The organism is Polaribacter sp. 2405UD43-2 (assembly GCF_058147125.1).
In genome coordinates this window covers 41,381-59,263 of sequence record NZ_JBYVJX010000009.1, presented here as the reverse complement: position 1 = coordinate 59,263, position 17,883 = coordinate 41,381, and the positions used below count along the sequence as shown (strand labels likewise).

At 28.4% G+C, this 17,883-nt stretch carries 21 protein-coding genes; 4 read left to right on the top strand and 17 right to left on the bottom strand.

Annotated features, from left to right (window positions below):
- Nucleotides 1-86: 86 nt before the first annotated feature.
- From ACY2RX_RS12115 to ACY2RX_RS12105, 3 genes are all read right to left on the bottom strand, one after another.
- Nucleotides 87-2,759, bottom strand: a complete 2,673-nt coding sequence (locus tag ACY2RX_RS12115) for a carboxypeptidase-like regulatory domain-containing protein (protein ID WP_490104250.1) — start codon at nucleotides 2,757-2,759, stop codon at nucleotides 87-89.
- A gap of 111 nt (nucleotides 2,760-2,870) precedes the next feature.
- Nucleotides 2,871-3,614, bottom strand: a complete 744-nt coding sequence (locus ACY2RX_RS12110) for a GLPGLI family protein (RefSeq protein ID WP_490104249.1) — start codon at nucleotides 3,612-3,614, stop codon at nucleotides 2,871-2,873.
- A 90-nt stretch (nucleotides 3,615-3,704) separates the two neighbouring features.
- The gene (locus ACY2RX_RS12105; protein ID WP_490104248.1) at nucleotides 3,705-3,932 is read right to left on the bottom strand and encodes a hypothetical protein; all 228 of its coding nucleotides are present in this window, start codon (nucleotides 3,930-3,932) and stop codon (nucleotides 3,705-3,707) included.
- Nucleotides 3,933-4,433: 501 nt separating this feature from the next.
- Between ACY2RX_RS12105 and ACY2RX_RS12100 the strand changes: the two genes are divergently transcribed.
- Nucleotides 4,434-4,697 carry a helix-turn-helix domain-containing protein gene (locus tag ACY2RX_RS12100; protein ID WP_490104247.1) on the top strand — a complete coding sequence of 88 codons (264 nt, stop codon included), beginning with the start codon at nucleotides 4,434-4,436 and terminating at the stop codon, nucleotides 4,695-4,697.
- A gap of 126 nt (nucleotides 4,698-4,823) precedes the next feature.
- Here the strand turns inward: ACY2RX_RS12100 and ACY2RX_RS12095 are convergent, their stop codons facing one another.
- Nucleotides 4,824-5,177, bottom strand: coding sequence for a toxin-antitoxin system YwqK family antitoxin (locus ACY2RX_RS12095; RefSeq protein WP_490104246.1), 354 nt, complete (start codon nucleotides 5,175-5,177; stop codon nucleotides 4,824-4,826).
- Between the two features lie 153 nt (nucleotides 5,178-5,330).
- Between ACY2RX_RS12095 and ACY2RX_RS12090 the strand changes: the two genes are divergently transcribed.
- From ACY2RX_RS12090 to ACY2RX_RS12080, 3 genes are all read left to right on the top strand, one after another.
- A complete protein-coding gene (locus ACY2RX_RS12090; RefSeq protein ID WP_288955135.1) occupies nucleotides 5,331-5,531 on the top strand; it encodes a dodecin family protein in 201 nt (66 codons plus the stop codon).
- A 72-nt stretch (nucleotides 5,532-5,603) separates the two neighbouring features.
- Nucleotides 5,604-5,960, top strand: coding sequence for a DUF1304 domain-containing protein (locus ACY2RX_RS12085; protein ID WP_490104245.1), 357 nt, complete (start codon nucleotides 5,604-5,606; stop codon nucleotides 5,958-5,960).
- 65 nt (nucleotides 5,961-6,025) lie between these two features.
- A complete protein-coding gene (locus tag ACY2RX_RS12080; protein WP_490104244.1) occupies nucleotides 6,026-6,826 on the top strand; it encodes a mechanosensitive ion channel family protein in 801 nt (266 codons plus the stop codon).
- Here the strand turns inward: ACY2RX_RS12080 and tsaB are convergent.
- The 13 genes from tsaB to deoC form a co-directional block, all read right to left on the bottom strand.
- A complete protein-coding gene (gene tsaB / locus ACY2RX_RS12075; RefSeq protein ID WP_490104243.1) occupies nucleotides 6,816-7,502 on the bottom strand; it encodes a tRNA (adenosine(37)-N6)-threonylcarbamoyltransferase complex dimerization subunit type 1 TsaB in 687 nt (228 codons plus the stop codon). The genes ACY2RX_RS12080 and tsaB overlap by 11 nt on opposite strands.
- Nucleotides 7,503-7,609: 107 nt before the next feature.
- Nucleotides 7,610-8,947, bottom strand: a complete 1,338-nt coding sequence (locus tag ACY2RX_RS12070; RefSeq protein WP_490104242.1) for a TolC family protein — start codon at nucleotides 8,945-8,947, stop codon at nucleotides 7,610-7,612.
- 222 nt (nucleotides 8,948-9,169) lie between these two features.
- Entirely contained in the window at nucleotides 9,170-9,391 is a 222-nt protein-coding gene (locus ACY2RX_RS12065; protein ID WP_490104241.1) for a hypothetical protein, read from the bottom strand.
- On the bottom strand, nucleotides 9,384-9,923 hold the full coding sequence (locus ACY2RX_RS12060; protein ID WP_490104240.1) for a DUF420 domain-containing protein: 540 nt from the start codon (nucleotides 9,921-9,923) through the stop codon (nucleotides 9,384-9,386). The genes ACY2RX_RS12065 and ACY2RX_RS12060 overlap by 8 nt, the downstream gene beginning before the upstream one ends.
- A complete protein-coding gene (locus tag ACY2RX_RS12055) occupies nucleotides 9,916-10,560 on the bottom strand; it encodes an SCO family protein (RefSeq protein ID WP_490104239.1) in 645 nt (214 codons plus the stop codon). The genes ACY2RX_RS12060 and ACY2RX_RS12055 overlap by 8 nt, the downstream gene beginning before the upstream one ends.
- A gap of 6 nt (nucleotides 10,561-10,566) precedes the next feature.
- Nucleotides 10,567-11,220: a hypothetical protein gene (locus ACY2RX_RS12050; RefSeq protein ID WP_490104238.1), complete on the bottom strand. Its 654-nt coding sequence runs from the start codon at nucleotides 11,218-11,220 to the stop codon at nucleotides 10,567-10,569.
- A gap of 71 nt (nucleotides 11,221-11,291) precedes the next feature.
- Nucleotides 11,292-11,633 carry a cytochrome C oxidase subunit IV family protein gene (locus ACY2RX_RS12045; RefSeq protein ID WP_490104237.1) on the bottom strand — a complete coding sequence of 114 codons (342 nt, stop codon included), beginning with the start codon at nucleotides 11,631-11,633 and terminating at the stop codon, nucleotides 11,292-11,294.
- A gap of 59 nt (nucleotides 11,634-11,692) precedes the next feature.
- Entirely contained in the window at nucleotides 11,693-12,673 is a 981-nt protein-coding gene (locus tag ACY2RX_RS12040) for a cytochrome c oxidase subunit 3 (protein WP_490104236.1), read from the bottom strand.
- Between the two features lie 56 nt (nucleotides 12,674-12,729).
- Nucleotides 12,730-13,317: a cytochrome c oxidase subunit 3 gene (locus ACY2RX_RS12035; RefSeq protein ID WP_490104235.1), complete on the bottom strand. Its 588-nt coding sequence runs from the start codon at nucleotides 13,315-13,317 to the stop codon at nucleotides 12,730-12,732.
- An 8-nt stretch (nucleotides 13,318-13,325) separates the two neighbouring features.
- Nucleotides 13,326-14,228, bottom strand: coding sequence for a heme o synthase (gene cyoE / locus ACY2RX_RS12030; RefSeq protein ID WP_490104234.1), 903 nt, complete (start codon nucleotides 14,226-14,228; stop codon nucleotides 13,326-13,328).
- 201 nt (nucleotides 14,229-14,429) lie between these two features.
- Entirely contained in the window at nucleotides 14,430-16,499 is a 2,070-nt protein-coding gene (locus ACY2RX_RS12025; RefSeq protein WP_490104233.1) for a gliding motility protein RemB, read from the bottom strand.
- A 1-nt stretch (nucleotide 16,500) separates the two neighbouring features.
- A complete protein-coding gene (locus tag ACY2RX_RS12020; RefSeq protein ID WP_490104232.1) occupies nucleotides 16,501-17,073 on the bottom strand; it encodes an acyltransferase in 573 nt (190 codons plus the stop codon).
- 2 nt (nucleotides 17,074-17,075) lie between these two features.
- On the bottom strand, nucleotides 17,076-17,822 hold the full coding sequence (deoC, locus tag ACY2RX_RS12015; protein WP_490104231.1) for a deoxyribose-phosphate aldolase: 747 nt from the start codon (nucleotides 17,820-17,822) through the stop codon (nucleotides 17,076-17,078).
- Between the last annotated feature and the right edge of the window lie 61 nt (nucleotides 17,823-17,883).

Sequence of the window (17,883 nt, the reverse complement as noted above, 5' to 3'; positions counted from 1 at the left end):
AAAAAGTCCATCTCAACCTTCCCTAAAGGGAAGGAGTTAGCAAGTTTTCAAAAATTCTTATCTCTTTAAAATTGTAATATTATTGGCTACAAATTATACCCAATACTAAACATAATTATTCTTGGTAGAATAAACGTTTTTGTGTCTGAAATTAGATAATCTGAAAAACTATTGCTTTGTTTAAATTGTGCATTAAACAAATTCTGAGCTTTTATTTTATAAGACCAAGCACTGTTTTCTTTTTTATAAGACAAGGTTACATTGGCAATTTCGTAAGTGTTTTTTTGATTTAGACTTTTGTTTTGATACATACTTTTTTTGTAATCGAAATTGAAAATAAATCCTTTTAAAAAATCGTAATCTATCTTTACAAAAGGTTCTGTAGTTACAAATTTTGAGGTGTTGTTGCTAGAAATAAAACGCCCAATATCTCTGCTTATTCCAACTTCTATGGTTGGAAAATTATCAAACAACGTTTCTAAACCAACTTCATAATTATAACTATTATTTTTATTGGTTTGCAAAATATTGTCTATTTCTTGAATATATTTTGAGTTGCTAAAACCAACATCGAATTTGTATTTAATTTTTTTTATACTTTTTTGAAGGTTGATATTTCCTCTTAAATTTTCTGAAGGATTATGAAACAATTTTGCAGTTAAAAACTGATTGATTCTTAATGCTGGGTCTGGATTGTTTTTATCAAATTCTACAGCACTTCTAACTCCTTTTATTTGCTTGTTGTAGTTAAGGTTAGCAAATAATATTAAACCTCTGTACAAACTAAACCTGCTGTAAAAAATTCTTGCGCTGTGATATAAGTTGTTTTCTAAGTTTTCATTTCCTTTAAAAATAGAATTATAAGATCTTAAATAAAAGTTATTTGCAAACTTACTAGCATCAGAAAATGATGTTTTTAAACTATAATTTATTTGAATTTTCTTGGATTTATTAAACTCAATTTTTGCAAAAAAGTCGGGCAAGAAAATCCATTTATTTTTGTGTTTTTGTGTTTTTTGATTTACAGACCAATTGTAATTATGCGTATAAAACCCTTGTTTAAAGGTAAAAATACCTGTTCTAAATTTGTAATGAACTCCTAAAAACAAATCGTTTAATTTAAAATTGAAGTTGTTATTAAATCCGCCATTGGCGAAATTATTGATATCTCCATTATCTAAAGTTTGACTATCATCCGTCAGAAAATTTTCCTTTAAAAATTTATTACCAACTGTGGTATAAATATGATTGTTATTGTTGAGTTCCCAAAAGTGTTTAAAAATAGCATCAATGTTTTGTTCTTGAGTGTTTTTTAATTGATTGATGATATATAATTTTTGCGGTGATGCAATAGGAATTAATCCATTAAACACTTTGTCTTTTGTTTGCCAAAAATTGGTTTTATCACTCTTATCAAAAACATAATTGAACACTGTAGAAAACGTGTGTTTTTCTGATTGTCTTTTATGCCACTCAATATTTTGATTTACATAAGTTGCTTTTAAATCTCTATGGGTTATAATTGAATTATTCTTTGCACTTACCAAAGATGTTAAGTTATTATCTTTGTTATTATTGGTTCTTTTTACTTGGGTTCTTGCATACCATTTTTCTTTAGAATTGGGTGTGTATTCTACATTAAAATTTCCTATCCCTAGTAAATTATCGGCATTGGTTTTGTTCGTTTTTTCTTCTGAAAATGTGTTGTATTGGTTACTATTTTCTATAAAACTGCTAGTATTGGTATTTGAAAAAATTGCATAACCAGAAATATCTAATTTTGAACTTGTTGTTTTTGTAATATTTAAGGCTCCAAATTTATGTTTACTGCTAAGTATGTCTCTGCTTTGCATAAATTGAGAGAAATTGCCACCTTTCCAACTAAAATTACCTCTAAAAACAGCGTTAAGTCCGCCAGAAAAACTCATATAATCTCTAAATGTGAATGTTTTTTCGCCAATATTATTGATGTTTCCAATAAAGTTGATATTCGTTTTGGGCGAATAATAAAATAAATTTGCACTGGTTTTATAAAAATCTTTGTTGCCTTTACCGGCTTCAATATCACCAAAAACAAAACGCTTTTTATCTTCTTTTAACTGGATATTCATTGCCATTTCATCAGAGTCTGTTAGGTTTTTTAGAAAAGCAACTTCGTTATAATTGTCTATCACTTGTACATTACCAACAGCATCTGCAGGAATGTTTTCTACAGCGAGTTTAGAATTACCACCAAAAAACTTTTTGCCATCTACCAACATTTTGGTTACTTTTTTACCTTGTACAGTAACACTACCGTTTTTAGAAACCTCTACACCTGGTAATTTTTTTAAAACATTTTTTAATTTCCGTTCAGAACCATTTACAAACTTACTGGTTTTATAAGTAGTTGTATCTCCTCTAACAGTTACAGGCATTTCTATAACCACCTCATCTAATTGTTCTGCAGATTGTTGTAATACAAAATCTTTTTTAGCCGATTTTAAGGCTATAAATTGATAATTGATAGGTTTGTAACCCAAATAAGAAATGCTAATAGTTATAGTATCTCCTTTTGTGAGTTTTAATCTATAATATCCTTCATTGTCTGTAATAGCAAATTGTAAGTTTTTAGAAACGTCTTGGGGTTTTGCAATTACATTTGCATACGATAAAGGGTTTTGTAGGCTGTCTTTTACTCTGCCTGTTAAGGTTATTTTTTGGGAGAAGAGAGAAACAGAAAGTATAAAAAATAATATAAATAAATTTTTCTTTTTCATAGCCTAGTTTATTGTTTTTTAAATACTTTACCAAAAATGAAATATCTTTTTTTGGTTTTTTTGGATATTTAAAATTTTCACACTTTTGTATTTGCTAAAAAATTATTATAACTATTCTGGATTGTTTAATTTTAAATTTTTATACATTTTTTTACTCAGTAAATTGAATTCTCTTAAATTAATTTTCTTTCCTGTTTTGATTTGTTCAATTTTTGAATTGTTAATTTTAATAATTTCTTTTAATTTGTACTGAGTATTACCTTCTTGCAATTGTATAATTAAATCAGGAAGTCCACTAAATTCTTTTGGTCCAAAATTGAAGGGAATATCAGGTGAAAACCAAGCTGTAATATACCTTTTTTTTAAACCACGACTAGTTTCTATTTCATTTATTAAGGTTGCTTTATAACACAAATATTTTCCACACTCTTTTGATAAGCTAGTAATATTCCATTTGTTTTTTGGTAAAGAAACTAAGAAATCTTGACCAAAAGAATTTTTACTCCATATAACACCTTCTTGATTTGTGTAGTAAGCCCCCTTAAATCTTCCTATTTTCTTAATTATAGAAATATGTCCTTTTTTTACTTCTAGCTGTTTAGGTAAATAAAAAATAGATTTCATCTTATCAAAATCTAAAACAAAATCTATTTTTTTTGAAAGCGAAATAGTTTTAAGCGTCTCTTTTTTTCTTTTTAGGAGTAACTTTTCATATTTGGTTCCCAAATACTTTTCAGGTACTTTAAATTTTGTACTATCTATTACTTCTACGTTATAATATGCTCTAAATGAATTTTGAGAGTTTATATTACAATTAATAAAAAATAATAGTATTGTTATTTTAAATATTTTCATATTAATCTTTTTTATCAAAGCCTCAAGGTATAACTCTTGAGGTCTTTAATTTATTATTATTTCTCTTAATTGAGAAAAGAAGTATAATTATTACTGTTCCTCCCAATTTTCAAGGCATTCATCATAAGCTTTTGCAAAGACATCATACTCTTCTTCAAAATCTAAACCCCCAAAACCATGCCAAGACATAGCTTCATCATAAGCCAAATAAACAGCAGCTTCTGCATCATCCCAGCATACATCATTTAGAATAGCGTTAGAACCTATCATAGTTCCTGTTGCAAAAACAAAAACCATTGCTAATATTAATTTTTTCATAATTATAAAATTTTGTAACCTAATTTTTAATTTAGGTTTATTATTCATTAAATTTTGAGTTTTTAGTTGAGTAAACCAAGTTAAAATTCTCTAAAAAATTGGTAGAAAAAGCATTACATTTGTAACACTTCCTCTGCTTGTTATTGTCTATTTACATAGGCTTCTATTTTAAGTTATACATTTATTTAGTAATTTTTATATTTCTTAATTCCGCAAGCGGAGGTTTTTAGTTTTTACTTTAGATTTCTGTATTTAGATTCCCGTTTTCACGGGAATGACAATTTCAACGAAAACCTCGAAGCTGAGCCTCGAAGAATTCTTTTATAACAAGCTTCTTTCTCTCAAAGTTGAGAAACATTTTTTAGGCTACCAAAAAAATCTATTTCCATTTTGTATTAACGGTTTTCAGTGATAAAAAAAACTCACGGTTTTCCGTTAATCCAAAATGGAAGAATTTTGCTCGTTTTTTTTTCATATTTTTATATCAGAAAAGGAATAGATATGAAAAAAAGAGAAAGAGAAAGAGAAAGGGAAAGAGAAAGGGAAAGAGTTAATGCTTTATATAAAAATGTTTTAGAAAAATTAGCAAAAAAAAGAGTTGAAGTTGGTTTAACTCAATATGATGTTTCTAACTTATTAGGTTTAACACAGAACGGTTATTTTAAAGTAGAAAAAGGAAAAACAAAACTAGACTTAGAGCGTTTATTTTTTATTTTAGAAAAATTAAATATTTCTCCTGAAGAATTTTTTAAAGGAATAAAATAAATTTTTCGGACAGTTTTTAAATGCAGTGTATAGTTCTTTTCGGAAAAACAAATCTTCCTTTATAATAAACAAAAAAACCAAAGAAATAAATTCTTTGGCTTTTTTATACTCATCTTAAAAACGTATCTACTTGTTAAGAGCAAGCTTAAATTTGTTGTATTTACTTGCATTAACACTAACAATTACGTTATTATCATAATTAATTTCTTTTAGAGAACCATTAGTTAAAACAAACCATTTACCAACTTTCTTACCATTATTATAATATGCAACTTGAGTTTGATTTCCTTCTTTATCAAAACGAATCCATTTGCCTGTTAGTTTTTTATTTTTAAAATATCCTTGTGTGTTTATAGTACCATCTTCAGAATAATAAGTTGCTTTTACTAAATCTCCTTCTGCTTTATAAGTAGGCTCTTTTTGCTGAGAATATCCTATTGTAGCAACACAAAGAATAAAAAGAGTTATTAAATTTTTCATATTTCTATTATTTAGGGTTAACTTGTTTGATTACAAATATATTATTTTGTTTACATTTAAGCAACTTTTACTTAACATTAATTTAACATTGGGGTTTTTAGAAATATTTTCGATATCTTTACTACCATATAAATTTAAAAATATTGTAAGACTATGGCAGTAATGAAAGTTATTGAAGTATTAGCAAATTCTGAAAAAAGTTGGGAAGATGCTACAAAAAAAGCTGTAAAACAAGCAGCAAAATCAGTTAAAAACATCAAATCTGTATTTGTACAATCGCAAAGTGCTGTTGTTAATGGTGATGATGTTACTGAGTTTAGAGTAAACTTAAAAATTACTTTTGAAGTAAATTAACCTACATATATAACTAACTACTATAAAAGCGATTTGATACTTACCATTAAATCGCTTTTTAATTTTAAATTTATGTCATCAATTCAAATAACACTTGTTTTATTAGTGGCCATTATACATATTTACATTATGTATTTAGAAATGGTTTTATGGACTACCCAAAAAGGCATAAAAACCTTTGGATTAAAAAACAAACAATTTGCTGAAGAAACTAAAGTTTTAGCAGCTAATCAAGGTTTATATAATGGTTTTTTAGCAACAGGTTTAATTTGGTCTTTTATTTCTAAAAACCCAAATACAGCTATTTTCTTTTTAACATGCGTAGCCATTGCTGGGTTTTATGGTGCTTATTCAACTAAAAAAATTAGAATATTATATATTCAAACAATCCCTGCAATTTTAGGTTTCATATCATTTTTATTATTGTAAACAATCTCTTTATACTTTAATAAGAATCTTTATTTTTGTAAAATAATATCTAACAAATAAGAAAAATGGAAGAATATATTGAAAAGTTAAAAGAATTAGTAATCGAATACACTCCAAGAGTTTTAATGGCATTGGCTATTTTAATTATTGGTTTGTTTATTATTAGCATTATTGTAAAATCGTCTAAAAAGCTAATGAAAAAAAGAGGTGTAGATGATACACTACAAAAATTCTTAGGAGATTTATTAAGTTGGTCTTTAAAAATCTTATTATTTATTACCGTTATTGCAAAGCTAGGAGTAGAAACGGCTTCTTTTGCGGCAATTCTAGCAGCAGCAGGTTTAGCTGTTGGTTTGGCACTACAAGGCTCTTTAGCAAACTTTGCTGGAGGCGTTTTAATAATGATTTTTAAACCTTTTAAATTGGGCGATTTAATTGAAGCTCAAGGTGAAATAGGTGTGGTTAAAGAAATTGCAATTTTTACGACAAAACTAACAGGTTTATCAAACAAAGAAATTATAATTCCTAATGGAATATTATCTAACGGTAATATTGTTAATTATACAACTGAAGGAACAAGACGTGTAGATTTAACAATAGGTGTTTCTTATGATGCCGATATTAAACAAACAAAAGAAGTTTTAATGAATGTGTTAACATCGCATTCAAAAGTGTTAAAAGACCCAGCTCCTGGAGTTACTGTGGCAGAATTGGCAGATAGTTCTGTAAACTTTGCTGTTAGACCTTGGTGTAAAACAGCGCATTATTGGGATGTTTATTTTGATGTAACTGAAGCTGCTAAATTAGCGTTAGACAAAGCAGGAATCGAAATTCCTTATCCACATCAAGTAAATATTAAAAAATAGGTTTCTTTTTCTTTTCTGGGATGACCACAAAATCCTTTAAATAAAAAGGCTCAAAATAAGCGACATCTTCTGTGTCGCTTTTTTTGTACTTATTGTAAGATAATTGTGCCATTTCTTTTGCTGATGGAAATTGATCATCAATAAAAACAGCATTTTTATGAGTAATTGTATTTTTACATTTCTGAGTTCCATCACCTAAAAAATAAACTTTATTGTTTTCTAAATATTCAGAAAACGAATTCTCATCTATTATTTCTGCTTTAATTTCTCTTATTTGTTGATGGTTTTGGTCGAAAATAGCTGCATAAACCTCCATTCTTCTGGCATCTAACATTGGTATTATAATTCCATCATCAATAGAAATTGAATGTGCTAAAGAGGTTAAAGTTTCTATAGAAATTAATGGTTTGTTAAAAGCAAAACAAAGTCCTTTAGCTGCAGAAACGCCAATTCTAAGACCTGTATAAGAACCTGGACCTTTACTAACAGCTACAGCATCTATTTGAGAGGTTTTAATATTTGCTTCTTTTAAAATAGCTACAATAAAAGGATGCAGGACTTCTGCATGAGAATAGTTTCCGTTATTTAATTCTTTAATAGCTAAAAGAACGCCCTCTTTTGCCAAACTTACAGAGCAATTTTTTGTTGCAGTTTCTATGTTAAGGATAATTGCCAAAGTGAAAAAGTTTTTGCAAAGATAAGTGATAACAAAAAGAAAACCTCGTAAAAAAAGACCCTTGAGGTTTTAAAAACCTGAAGGGTCTTTTAACTTTTTGTATATATTTAATCTAAAACTAGCTCACCAGAATAGAATTGTAACACTTTAGTTTTAAAAACGTAATCGTATTTAGAACGAATCATAGTCGCTTCTGCATTTACCAATCGAGTTCTTACTTGGTCAAAATCAAACAAGGTCATATCTCCATAATTATATCTTTCTTGTGCATTTTTAAAAGCTTCTTGTTGTGCTTCTAAAGATATTTTTGCAGCTTCGAATGTTTTAATTGCTGCTTTTGCATCTAGATAAGATTGCTGAATTGTTTGCTGTAATTGCAATTTTTGGCTCTCTAAAGCGAATTGGCTTTGTTCTCTATTAATTTTTGATTTAGCAACTCTATTTTTTGTTTGAAAACGATTAAAAATTGGAATATTTAAGCTTACTCCAAAACCATAACCTAAATTATCTTTCAAAACTTGTTTCAAAAAATATTCGTTATAACCTCCTGGAGTAAGAATTTTGAATCTATGTCCATAATTTGTATTAATATTTGCTGATCCTGATATAGATGGTAAATATGATGATTTTGCAATTTTAATGCCTAAATCTGCATTTTCAATGGCAATTTTAGCACTTTCTATTTCTGGTCTATTAATTAATGATTTTTGATAAATCACTTCTGAACTATTATATAATAAAACTTCAGAAGGAGAATCAATTTCTAAAGGAGCAATATCAAAATTATTAGAAGAAACTTGTAATAATTGCGCTAAATTTAACAATGCAATATCCAAAGCATTTTCTTGAGTAATTACATTTTGTAAATCAGTTGCGGCTGTAGATTGTGTATTTAAAAGTTCGCCTTTAGCAATATCTCCTGCTTCAAATCTATTTTTAGCAGCTTCAATTTGCTTTTTACTAATTTCATATTGAACTTTTGCTGCGTTTAAATTTTCTTTAGCAAATAACACATTTAAATAACCATTTACCACAAATAAAGAAACATCATTTTCAATTTTTTGCAAATCATACTTGCTGCTTTCAACTCCAAGTTGAGCTTGTTTATAAACATAGGTATTTCTAAAACCATTAAAAATTGTTATACTGGTATTCACACCAAAAGAAGAACCAAATGTAGATGATGATACTCTATCACGACTTACTGGGTCAAAAGTAGAACCAAAATTTAAGTTACCTCCTGTTGAAGCATTTAAATTGGGCAAGAAATTACCTTTAGAAATATCTACATCTCTCTCTGCAATTTCTAAACTAAGTTTATTTTGTTGAATGGAAATATTTTTTTCTAATGCTTGATCTACACACTCTCTAAGTGTCCATTTTTTTTGGGAAAAAGTAGCTATAGAAGTTAGTAAAGCTACAAATAGTATAAGTTTAGTTTTCAAAATTTTAATTTTTATATTTTCTTATAATTGATTTTCAATAGATGTACCAAAAAAACAAAAAAGACAAAATGACTGATAATCAGTGTTTTACAACTTTAAATAATCTATAATTATCTAAAAACGAACACCTTTACATCAATATTGAACACTTTAATCTTTTAATAGTTTTAATAAGACGGCTAAAAGTAAAATATGTTACAGGAAATTACTCTTATCTAAATGTTAATTTTTTGCTTTCTTTTTATATCTATAAATAATATAAAATAAGGCTCCAATTAACAGGTAAGGAAAAACCATTAAATAGGTAATTCCGTTATTTACGCCTTCTGCTATAGAAACATCGCCATTTTCTACCACAGCTTTACACATTGCGCATTGTGAGTAGGAAACCTCAACTAAGAGAATCATTAATAAAGTAAAAAGGAATACTTGTTTTTTATGCATAATAAGGAGATATCATTATATAAACTATTACACCAGTTATAGCAACATATAACCACAAAGGAAAAGTATATTTTGCAATTTTTTTATGCTGCAAAAAGTTGCCTAATTTTGCTCTCATAAATGTTGTTAACACCAAAGGAATTACAACCACAGATAAAATTATATGTGTTATTAAAATAAAATAATAGACATACTTAATTGCGCCTTCGCCTCCAAATTTTGTAGAATCAGAAGTCATATGATATGCAATATACATGAACAAAAAAAGTAACGAACAAAAGATTGCAGACGTGTTTAATTGTTCGTGCAATTTTCTATTTCCTTTTTTTATTGCAATTACTGAAATTACTAAAAGTATTGCTGTTAATGCATTTATTGATGCATAAATTGGCGGTAAAAAGGTTAACGGTTTTACATTGAAACCTAATTTTTTTAAATTGACACCAAACAAAGCAGCTACCACTAACGGAATTATAACTGACAATATTGTAATTATCTTTGTGTACTTTTTTTCTTGCGATAAATTACTCATTTAACAACAATTTTATGTCTTCTTTTAGTTCTTTTATCTGGTCTGTAAAACCTTGTTCTTCAATAGCTCTGTAATACATTATTGGATTTCCAAATTCGTCTTTTCTAGAACGGATATAACCTTCTTTATCTACCAAAGCAAACAAGCCAGAATGTTCGAAACCGCCATGATCTTCATCTCCTTTACCTGCGTATAATTTAAAACCTTTATTAGACAAAGCATATACTACTTCTTCTGATTTGCCTGTTAATAGATGCCAATTTTTATGTGTAATCCCATTATCTTTTGCATATTTTTTTAAGATTTTTGGAGTATCTATTTCTGGAGTTATTGATATTGATGCTATTCCAAATTCTGGATTTCCAAAAAACTGATTTTGTATCGTTAGCATTTTTTGATTCATTATTGGGCAAATGGTAGGGCAGGTAGAAAAGAAAAATTCTACCACATATACTTTTCCTAAATAATCTTTATTGGTAATTGTTTTTCCTTCTTGATTTGTAAATTCAAATTCAGGAACTTTTGTAAACTTATATAACTCAGATTTTTTAAAATGATGTACAACCTTTGGTATTGAATAAATACCAAATAATAAAATTATGAATGCAATACCTATGTATGAATATTTCTTGTTCATTTTTAGCTATATTTCTCTATCTGCGTTGTTCTTTTTTAAAGCTAATCTATATTCGGCTAAAACTACTTTTATATCGTCTTTCATCTTGTTGTTTAATTCTGCAACAGATTTCATATTGTAACCAAATAATTTTCCGTCTTTATAATCTTCATCATCTAATCTACCTCTTAAACCAGATTCTTTGTCTATTAAAAAGGCTTTTTTACTATACAAATTATCTAAAGAATCGCCCGTATTTAAACTCGCATAAAAGGCTGTAATTTCTTTTTTAGAGCTTGCCACAAACTTCCATTTTATCATATCTGTAAAAGCGCCAATTTCTTTTTTAATTTGTGCTACTTCTTTTTCTTTTCCTTCAGGATAAATTGCTATCATTTGAAAGTCTTTAAAACCATAAAAGGGTTTGTATATTTTCTGATTAAGGTTAAAAACTCCTCCTTTTATTTTCTGTATATCATTGCCTAAAAAACAAATAATAGATATTTTATTTTTTAAAGTTGTTGATTTGGTTTTATCAATATGAGATATATCAATAATATTTTTTGTTACCACAGGTAATTTTGCAAAATTGTTAATGCCAGAAGACAGCATTAAGTACAAAAAAAGTGGCAATATAAATAGTAAAAAAAGAACTACTCGTTTTTTGGTAATGGTTATCATCTTTTAATATTAACGTTATTACAGATAGTTAAATGCAAAAAAAAGGTGGTTAAAACCACCTTATATTTTAATTACCATCTTACAAGTGGTGCTAGTGTGCTGTGTAAATAATCTCCTTCTATTAAGAGAAGGGTTACTAAATAAATAATTAAGAAAACTGCTGTCCAAACTACTGCGCGTCTAAACCATTTTTTTTCACCTTCCATATGCATAAAAACCCAGGTAATTCCGTAAGCTTTTGCTAAAGTTAAGATGATAAAAATCCAGTTTAAAGGACTTGTTCCTAAAAAATTAGTAAGGTGTAATGAACCTGGTTTATAAATACCTAGTATTACTTCTACAATGGTAATTGCAGATAATACCCAAAATACATTCCAGATTCTTTTTGTATTAGATTTGTGTGCGTGTGCCATTTTTAATATGCTTTATTTTAGATTTCATTCCAGCTTTTGCTGAAAAGACAATTTTAATATTAAACCAAGTAGAAAAAGGTAAATACAAATACCCAAACTAAATCTACAAAGTGCCAATATAATCCTACTTTTTCTACCATTTCATAATGCCCTCTGCGTTCGTAAGTGCCTAGAATTACATTAAAGAAAATAATGATGTTTAAAACAATTCCAGAAAAAACATGGAATCCGTGAAAACCTGTTATAAAGAAAAAGAAATCGGCAAAAATAGTATTACCATACTCATTTACTTCTAAATTAGCTCCTTCTACAACCATTTTGGTTTTTGCTAATTGTGCAGCTCCTTCTTCTCTAGACAAAATTACTTTGCTTTTTTCATCGGCATTTATTAATTCTGATTTTATTTGAATATCAGGATTTGCATTGTATGCACTAATTACTTGCGCTACAGAATAGGTTGGTATAGCTCCTTCTTTTTCGAACCATAATCCGTTTTGTCTAGAATGCTCTACTCTAGAGTCGGTTCTTTCTCCAACAACAAAATCTGATAATGCAATTTGATGACCGTCTTTTACAAATTGCAAAATTTTACCATCGGTAGTTTTTACGGCTCCGTAAGAACCTTTAATAAAAGTGTTCCATTCCCAAGCTTGAGAACCTAAGAAAATTAAACCTCCAATAATGGTTAAAAACATATAAAGAGTCACTTTCTTTTTGTTCATTTTATGCCCAGCATCTACCGCTAATACCATAGTTACGGATGATGCAATTAAAACAAATGTCATAAAAGCAACATAAATCATTGGGTAATTACCGTGAAAAAAAGGAATGTGAGTAAATACCTCGTCTGCAATTGGCCAAGAATCAATAAATTTAAAACGTGTTAATCCGTAGGCGGCTAAAAATCCTGAAAAGGTTAAAGCATCAGAAACGATAAAAAACCACATCATCATTTTACCATAACTAGCTCCGAATGGTTTTACTCCACCACCGCTCCAAGTTTCTTTACTTTCTGAAGGTATAGCAACATTTGCTTCCATATATAAATAAGTTGTTAATTATATTTTGTTAGTTTGCCAAAAATAGCTATTTTTCATCACCTAATAAAATAGAAAAAGAAAAATAGGTAAATCCATAGTATATCTACAAAGTGCCAGAAGATTGCTCCAAGTTCAAAACCTAGCATATTGTTTGGTTTGTATTTGTATTTAAAATGATTATAAATAACAACCAAAAGTACTATAACACCCGCTAATAGGTGTAAAACGTGCATAAACGTTATACCAATTATAAATGATGTTGATACAGTGCTTTCTGGTCCTGTAAAAAATAATCCTACACTTCTTAATTGATTAAAACCTACATATTGCTGCCAAATAAAACCTATCCCTAGTAATAAAGTTACAACAACAAATATTAAAGACAGTTGTCTTTTGTCTTTTTTTAATAATTTTTGCGATAAAAACAAGGAAATACTACTTACAACTATTAAAAAAGTACTTACATAAAAAGCTTTAGGCAAATCAAAAGTAACCCAGTCATCTCTTTTCATACTAATAACATAAGCACTTGTTAATCCTGCAAAAAACATAACCATACTAATTATTGAAACCCATAACATAGGTTTTGCAGATTTCTTCTTAGCTATTTTTAATTCTTCTTGTACTATTTGTTTTTGTATCATTTTTAATTTTAATGTAAAAATTTATCTACTACATATATAAATTGTACTACAGTTATATATAAAACACTTGCCAACATTAGTTTTCTTGCGTCTTTGTTTTCTTCGCTTTTATGTAGTTTTATAGCAAAATACAACATATAAAAACCTAATAAAGTAACTATAACTGCTGTTATAGGATGAATATAAAATGCTCCTGATAATTTTAAAACTGGTGCAACAGACACCAATATCATAATTAAAGTATAAAAAATAATCTGCTTTACAGCTCCTTTATCTTTTGTTCCCATTGGCAACAAATAGAATCCTGCTTTTTTATACTCTTCATATTGTAACCAACCAATTGCCCAAAAATGTGGGAATTGCCAAAAAAACTGAATCATAAAAAGAAAACCTGCTTCCATACCAAACTGATTGGTTGCTGCTACCCAACCTAACATAAATGGAATTGCTCCTGGAATTGCACCAACAAAAACCGATAAAGGTGTTACTGGTTTTAATGGTGTATAAACACTTGTGTATAAAAATATAGAAATGGCACCAAACAAAGCTGTTTTTGGGTTGATGCTGTATAGAATAATAATTCCTAAAATTGTAAATATAATTGCTATTGTTAGCGCAATATTAACAGACATTCTTCCTGTTGGCAAAGGTCTGTTTTTAGTGCGTTTCATTAATGCATCTGTATCTTTTTCTATAATCTGATTATAGGCATTAGAGGCTCCTACCATAAAAAAACCACCTATAGCTAACAAAAAAAGCGTAAAATAATTTACAGTTTCTACAGCTAATAAATAACCAGCAACAGAAGAAAAAACAACACTAAGAGACAAACCAACTTTGGTTAGTTGCTTAAAGTCAGAAAAAATAGCTTTCATATTTGTTGAGTTGCCTGTAATTACTGTTGATTCCATTTATTATAATATAGTTTGCAAAGATATATTGATAAAAAAGACTTTACAACAATTTTTTTTACCAGCCTTAGAATAAAAAAACCCACTCAATAAATTGAGTGGGAAAATTGCTATGAAAAAGAAAAAGTGTGATTTTTTAAAAAATCACGTTGCAAATATAAATAAATTTGCGCATTCTTTTATTAATAAAGTCATAAAATTTTAAAAATCGAAATACCAATTAAATAAATCTGCTCTAACGCCTACTGAAAACCAAACGTTTGAACCAGAAGGGAAACCTATTAAAGAAGTATTTGAAGAAAAGTTTCTGTAAGATAAGCTTGCAAAAAGATTGGTATTGTTTGACGGATTTATTAAGTAATTAGCCTGAATGTCTGCAATAAAAATATTAGCGGTGTTACCTTGCGCTAGTGTATTACCTGTATCTGCAAACCTTTTTGTGTAAGATTGATAAATATCTCCACCATAACTTACTTTTTGGTCTTGTAAATCAAATCCTTTTTTACCTAAAATAAATTTTGCGGCTCCACTCCATCTATCTTTTTTATATCTAGCAATAGCAACTGCTTCCCAGAAATTGGCACCCCATAAATGCCCTAAAGGCTGACTATAATTTCCGTAATTTAAAATGGGAGATTTATGCGCAAAAGTATAGGGTTTTGCAAAATTGTATTCTAGTTGTAAAAACAAATCTTTAACTTTAAAAGCATCAAAGTATTTTGCTCCTAATTGAAAAGCATACTTATGCCTCCAATCACTTAAATCGCCTAAATTTCCAAAAGAAAACTCATCAACCATAAATTGAGAATATAAAGAAATATGATCATCTAATTTATACTTACCTGTAAGACCAATTATTGCATTTCCTGCATCTTCTCCTCTATTAAATTCTAGCGATCTGTAAAAAATTAACGGATTTAAAAATCCAGCATCAAAACCATTTTCTCCTGCAGAAATTGCAGTTTCGAAAAAACCTAAGTTTAATCTTTTAGATAAATTGATACTTAAATAATGCGCTGCAACATATTTTCTAGAGTGTTCATTTGGGTCTGATATTGATGAAATTGAGGGTTCTGTATTCCACATCCAAATATTTGTATATTGAAATTTCCAAATATTGGCTTTCATTTTTAAATAGGTTGTTGGCGATGAAACATCAGACAAAACAAAAGAACGATAACCATCGCCTAAAAAATTTTTACCATTACCAAATTGAAATTCTAAATATTTATTTGGCGTGTAAGCTAAATATCCTTCTGCCACAGGATAATCATGAGAATCTGTTCTATGGCGTTTGGTTTTTCCTCTTCCTGGAACTAATCCTTCAGAATTTTTGGGTTTAAAATTTGCAGCAGGATTCTCTATAAAACGATTAATATAACTGGCAAATCTTGCTTGACTTTCATAATACGTTGTAGAAAACGAAAAGCTTTTACCTATGGCTCCGTTTACACTTACTGCTCTTGTATTGTTAAAAGTATATGCTAAATTAGAGTTGTCTTTACCTAATTGTACGTCTAATAAAAAGTCTATGGTTAACCAATAATCTTTCTTTTTAATTTGCACTAAATGTTCGTTCCAAATTTTATTACCCACCCAAGTTCTTTTGTTAGGTTTTAAGAATTTCTTTTTTTCTTTTGTTAAATTGTAATATTTATTAACCTCATTATAAGTATAAGGTTTAGAAGCTGTGTGTGTGCCATTTGCTTTGTGCATAGCAAATTCATAAGCTACATATTTTTGATGTGTAAAAGGAATATTTAAATGACTATTATGCTCTAAAAAAGTAGAATCTGCAATTCTGTTTTTTTCTACTGTAAGAAATAAATCTTCTTTTTTTTCTGCTGTAACTTCATTTTTTATAATTCCTTTACTTGCTTCTGCATTAATAGGAAAACTAATTGGAAGCACAAATTTCATTTCTGTAGCGTGGTTGTTATACCAACCTGGCGTAATTCTCGGAAAGTTTTCAAAAACTCTTTTTGCTTCTTTTTTTATTTCATCATAAGGTGTATTTACAAAAATTAACTTAAAATCTCCTTTTTCTGTTACAGCAAAAACTAAATTAACAGTGCCTTTAAAATTTTCATTTTCTACAATTGGCGGAACTTTAAAATCTGTAAAAAAATGTTTTTTTGTGGTTGATAAAAAACAATCTTCTAATGAGTCTATTTCTGAACCTTTACAAACATCATAAATTGGATATCTCTCTTTTTGAGAAAATATAACTGCTGGAAATAATAAAACTAGAAGTAGGTATTTTTTTATCATCCTATAATTTTAAAACTATATTATTTTTTATTTGATATTGCTCTTTGCTTTCTTTACAAATGGCAAACCCTTTATCATCAAAGTTTAATCTATGACCATATTGGCTAACCCAACCTATTTGTTTTGATGGATTGCCAACCACAAGTGCATATGGTAAAATTTCTTTTGTAACTACAGCACCTGCACCAATAAAAGCAAATTCGCCAATGTTATTACCACAAATTATAGTAGCATTTGCACCAATACTTGCGCCTTTTTTTACTAGCGTTTTTTGATATGCTGTGTTTCTTTTAATAGCACTTCTTGGATTGATAACATTTGTAAAAACCATTGATGGACCTAAAAAAACATCGTCTTCGCAAACCACACCTGTATAAATAGAAACATTGTTCTGAACCTTTACATTTTTACCCAAAACTACTTCTGGAGAAACCACAACATTTTGCCCAATATTACAATCTTCACCTATAATACAATTAGGCATAATATGACTAAAATGCCATATTTTTGTGCCTTTACCTATACTACAATTGGCATCTATTACAGCAGTTTCATGTGCAAAGTAATCTTTCAAAATTAGTATCCTGAGTTTGAATTTTTTTCTTTATTAACAATCTCTTTAGAAGATGATGTGCCAATTCTATCTACTCCTAATTCAATCATTTTTACAGCAGTTTCGTAATCTCTTACACCTCCTGCTGCTTTAATTTTTAATGGTTTTGAGTTTTCGGCAATTAATTGCATTGTCTTAAACGTAGCGCCATTTGGTAAATTGTTTTCTGTTTTAAAAAATCCTGTTGATGATTTTACAAAAACTTTATCGGCATTTTCTTTACCAAAAACATCGAAAACAATATTTTTAATTAACTGCGAAATTACAATTATTTCTTGGTCTGTTAAGGCAGCAACTTCTATAATCCATTTTACAACTTTGTTATTTTTAAGACAAAGTTCTGTACATTTTGTTACTTCTTCTTTAACTAATTCTATATTTCCTTCTTTAAAAGCAGTATAATTTATAACAAAATCTAACTCATCTGCTTCTAAATTAATGGCATTTTGTGCTTCTTCTAGTTTTTCTTTTATAGAATAAGTGCCTTCATGAAAACCAATAACAGTACCTATTAAGTTCTTTTTATTGGCTTCTTGCAACATTTTTTTTGCTAAAGGAATGTACTTTGCACGAATCATTATTAATTTATAATCATACAAAATGGCTTCGTTAATTAAATTAATAACATTTTGCTGATTTTCTTTTTCTGATATATTTGCTTGACTTGCTGTTTTTAAGTAAGTAGCATCTAAAAATTGATTTATTTTCATAGTTACAAAAGTACAAAATCTAAAAACATATCTCATAAAAAACCCAACCTTTTGGTTGGGA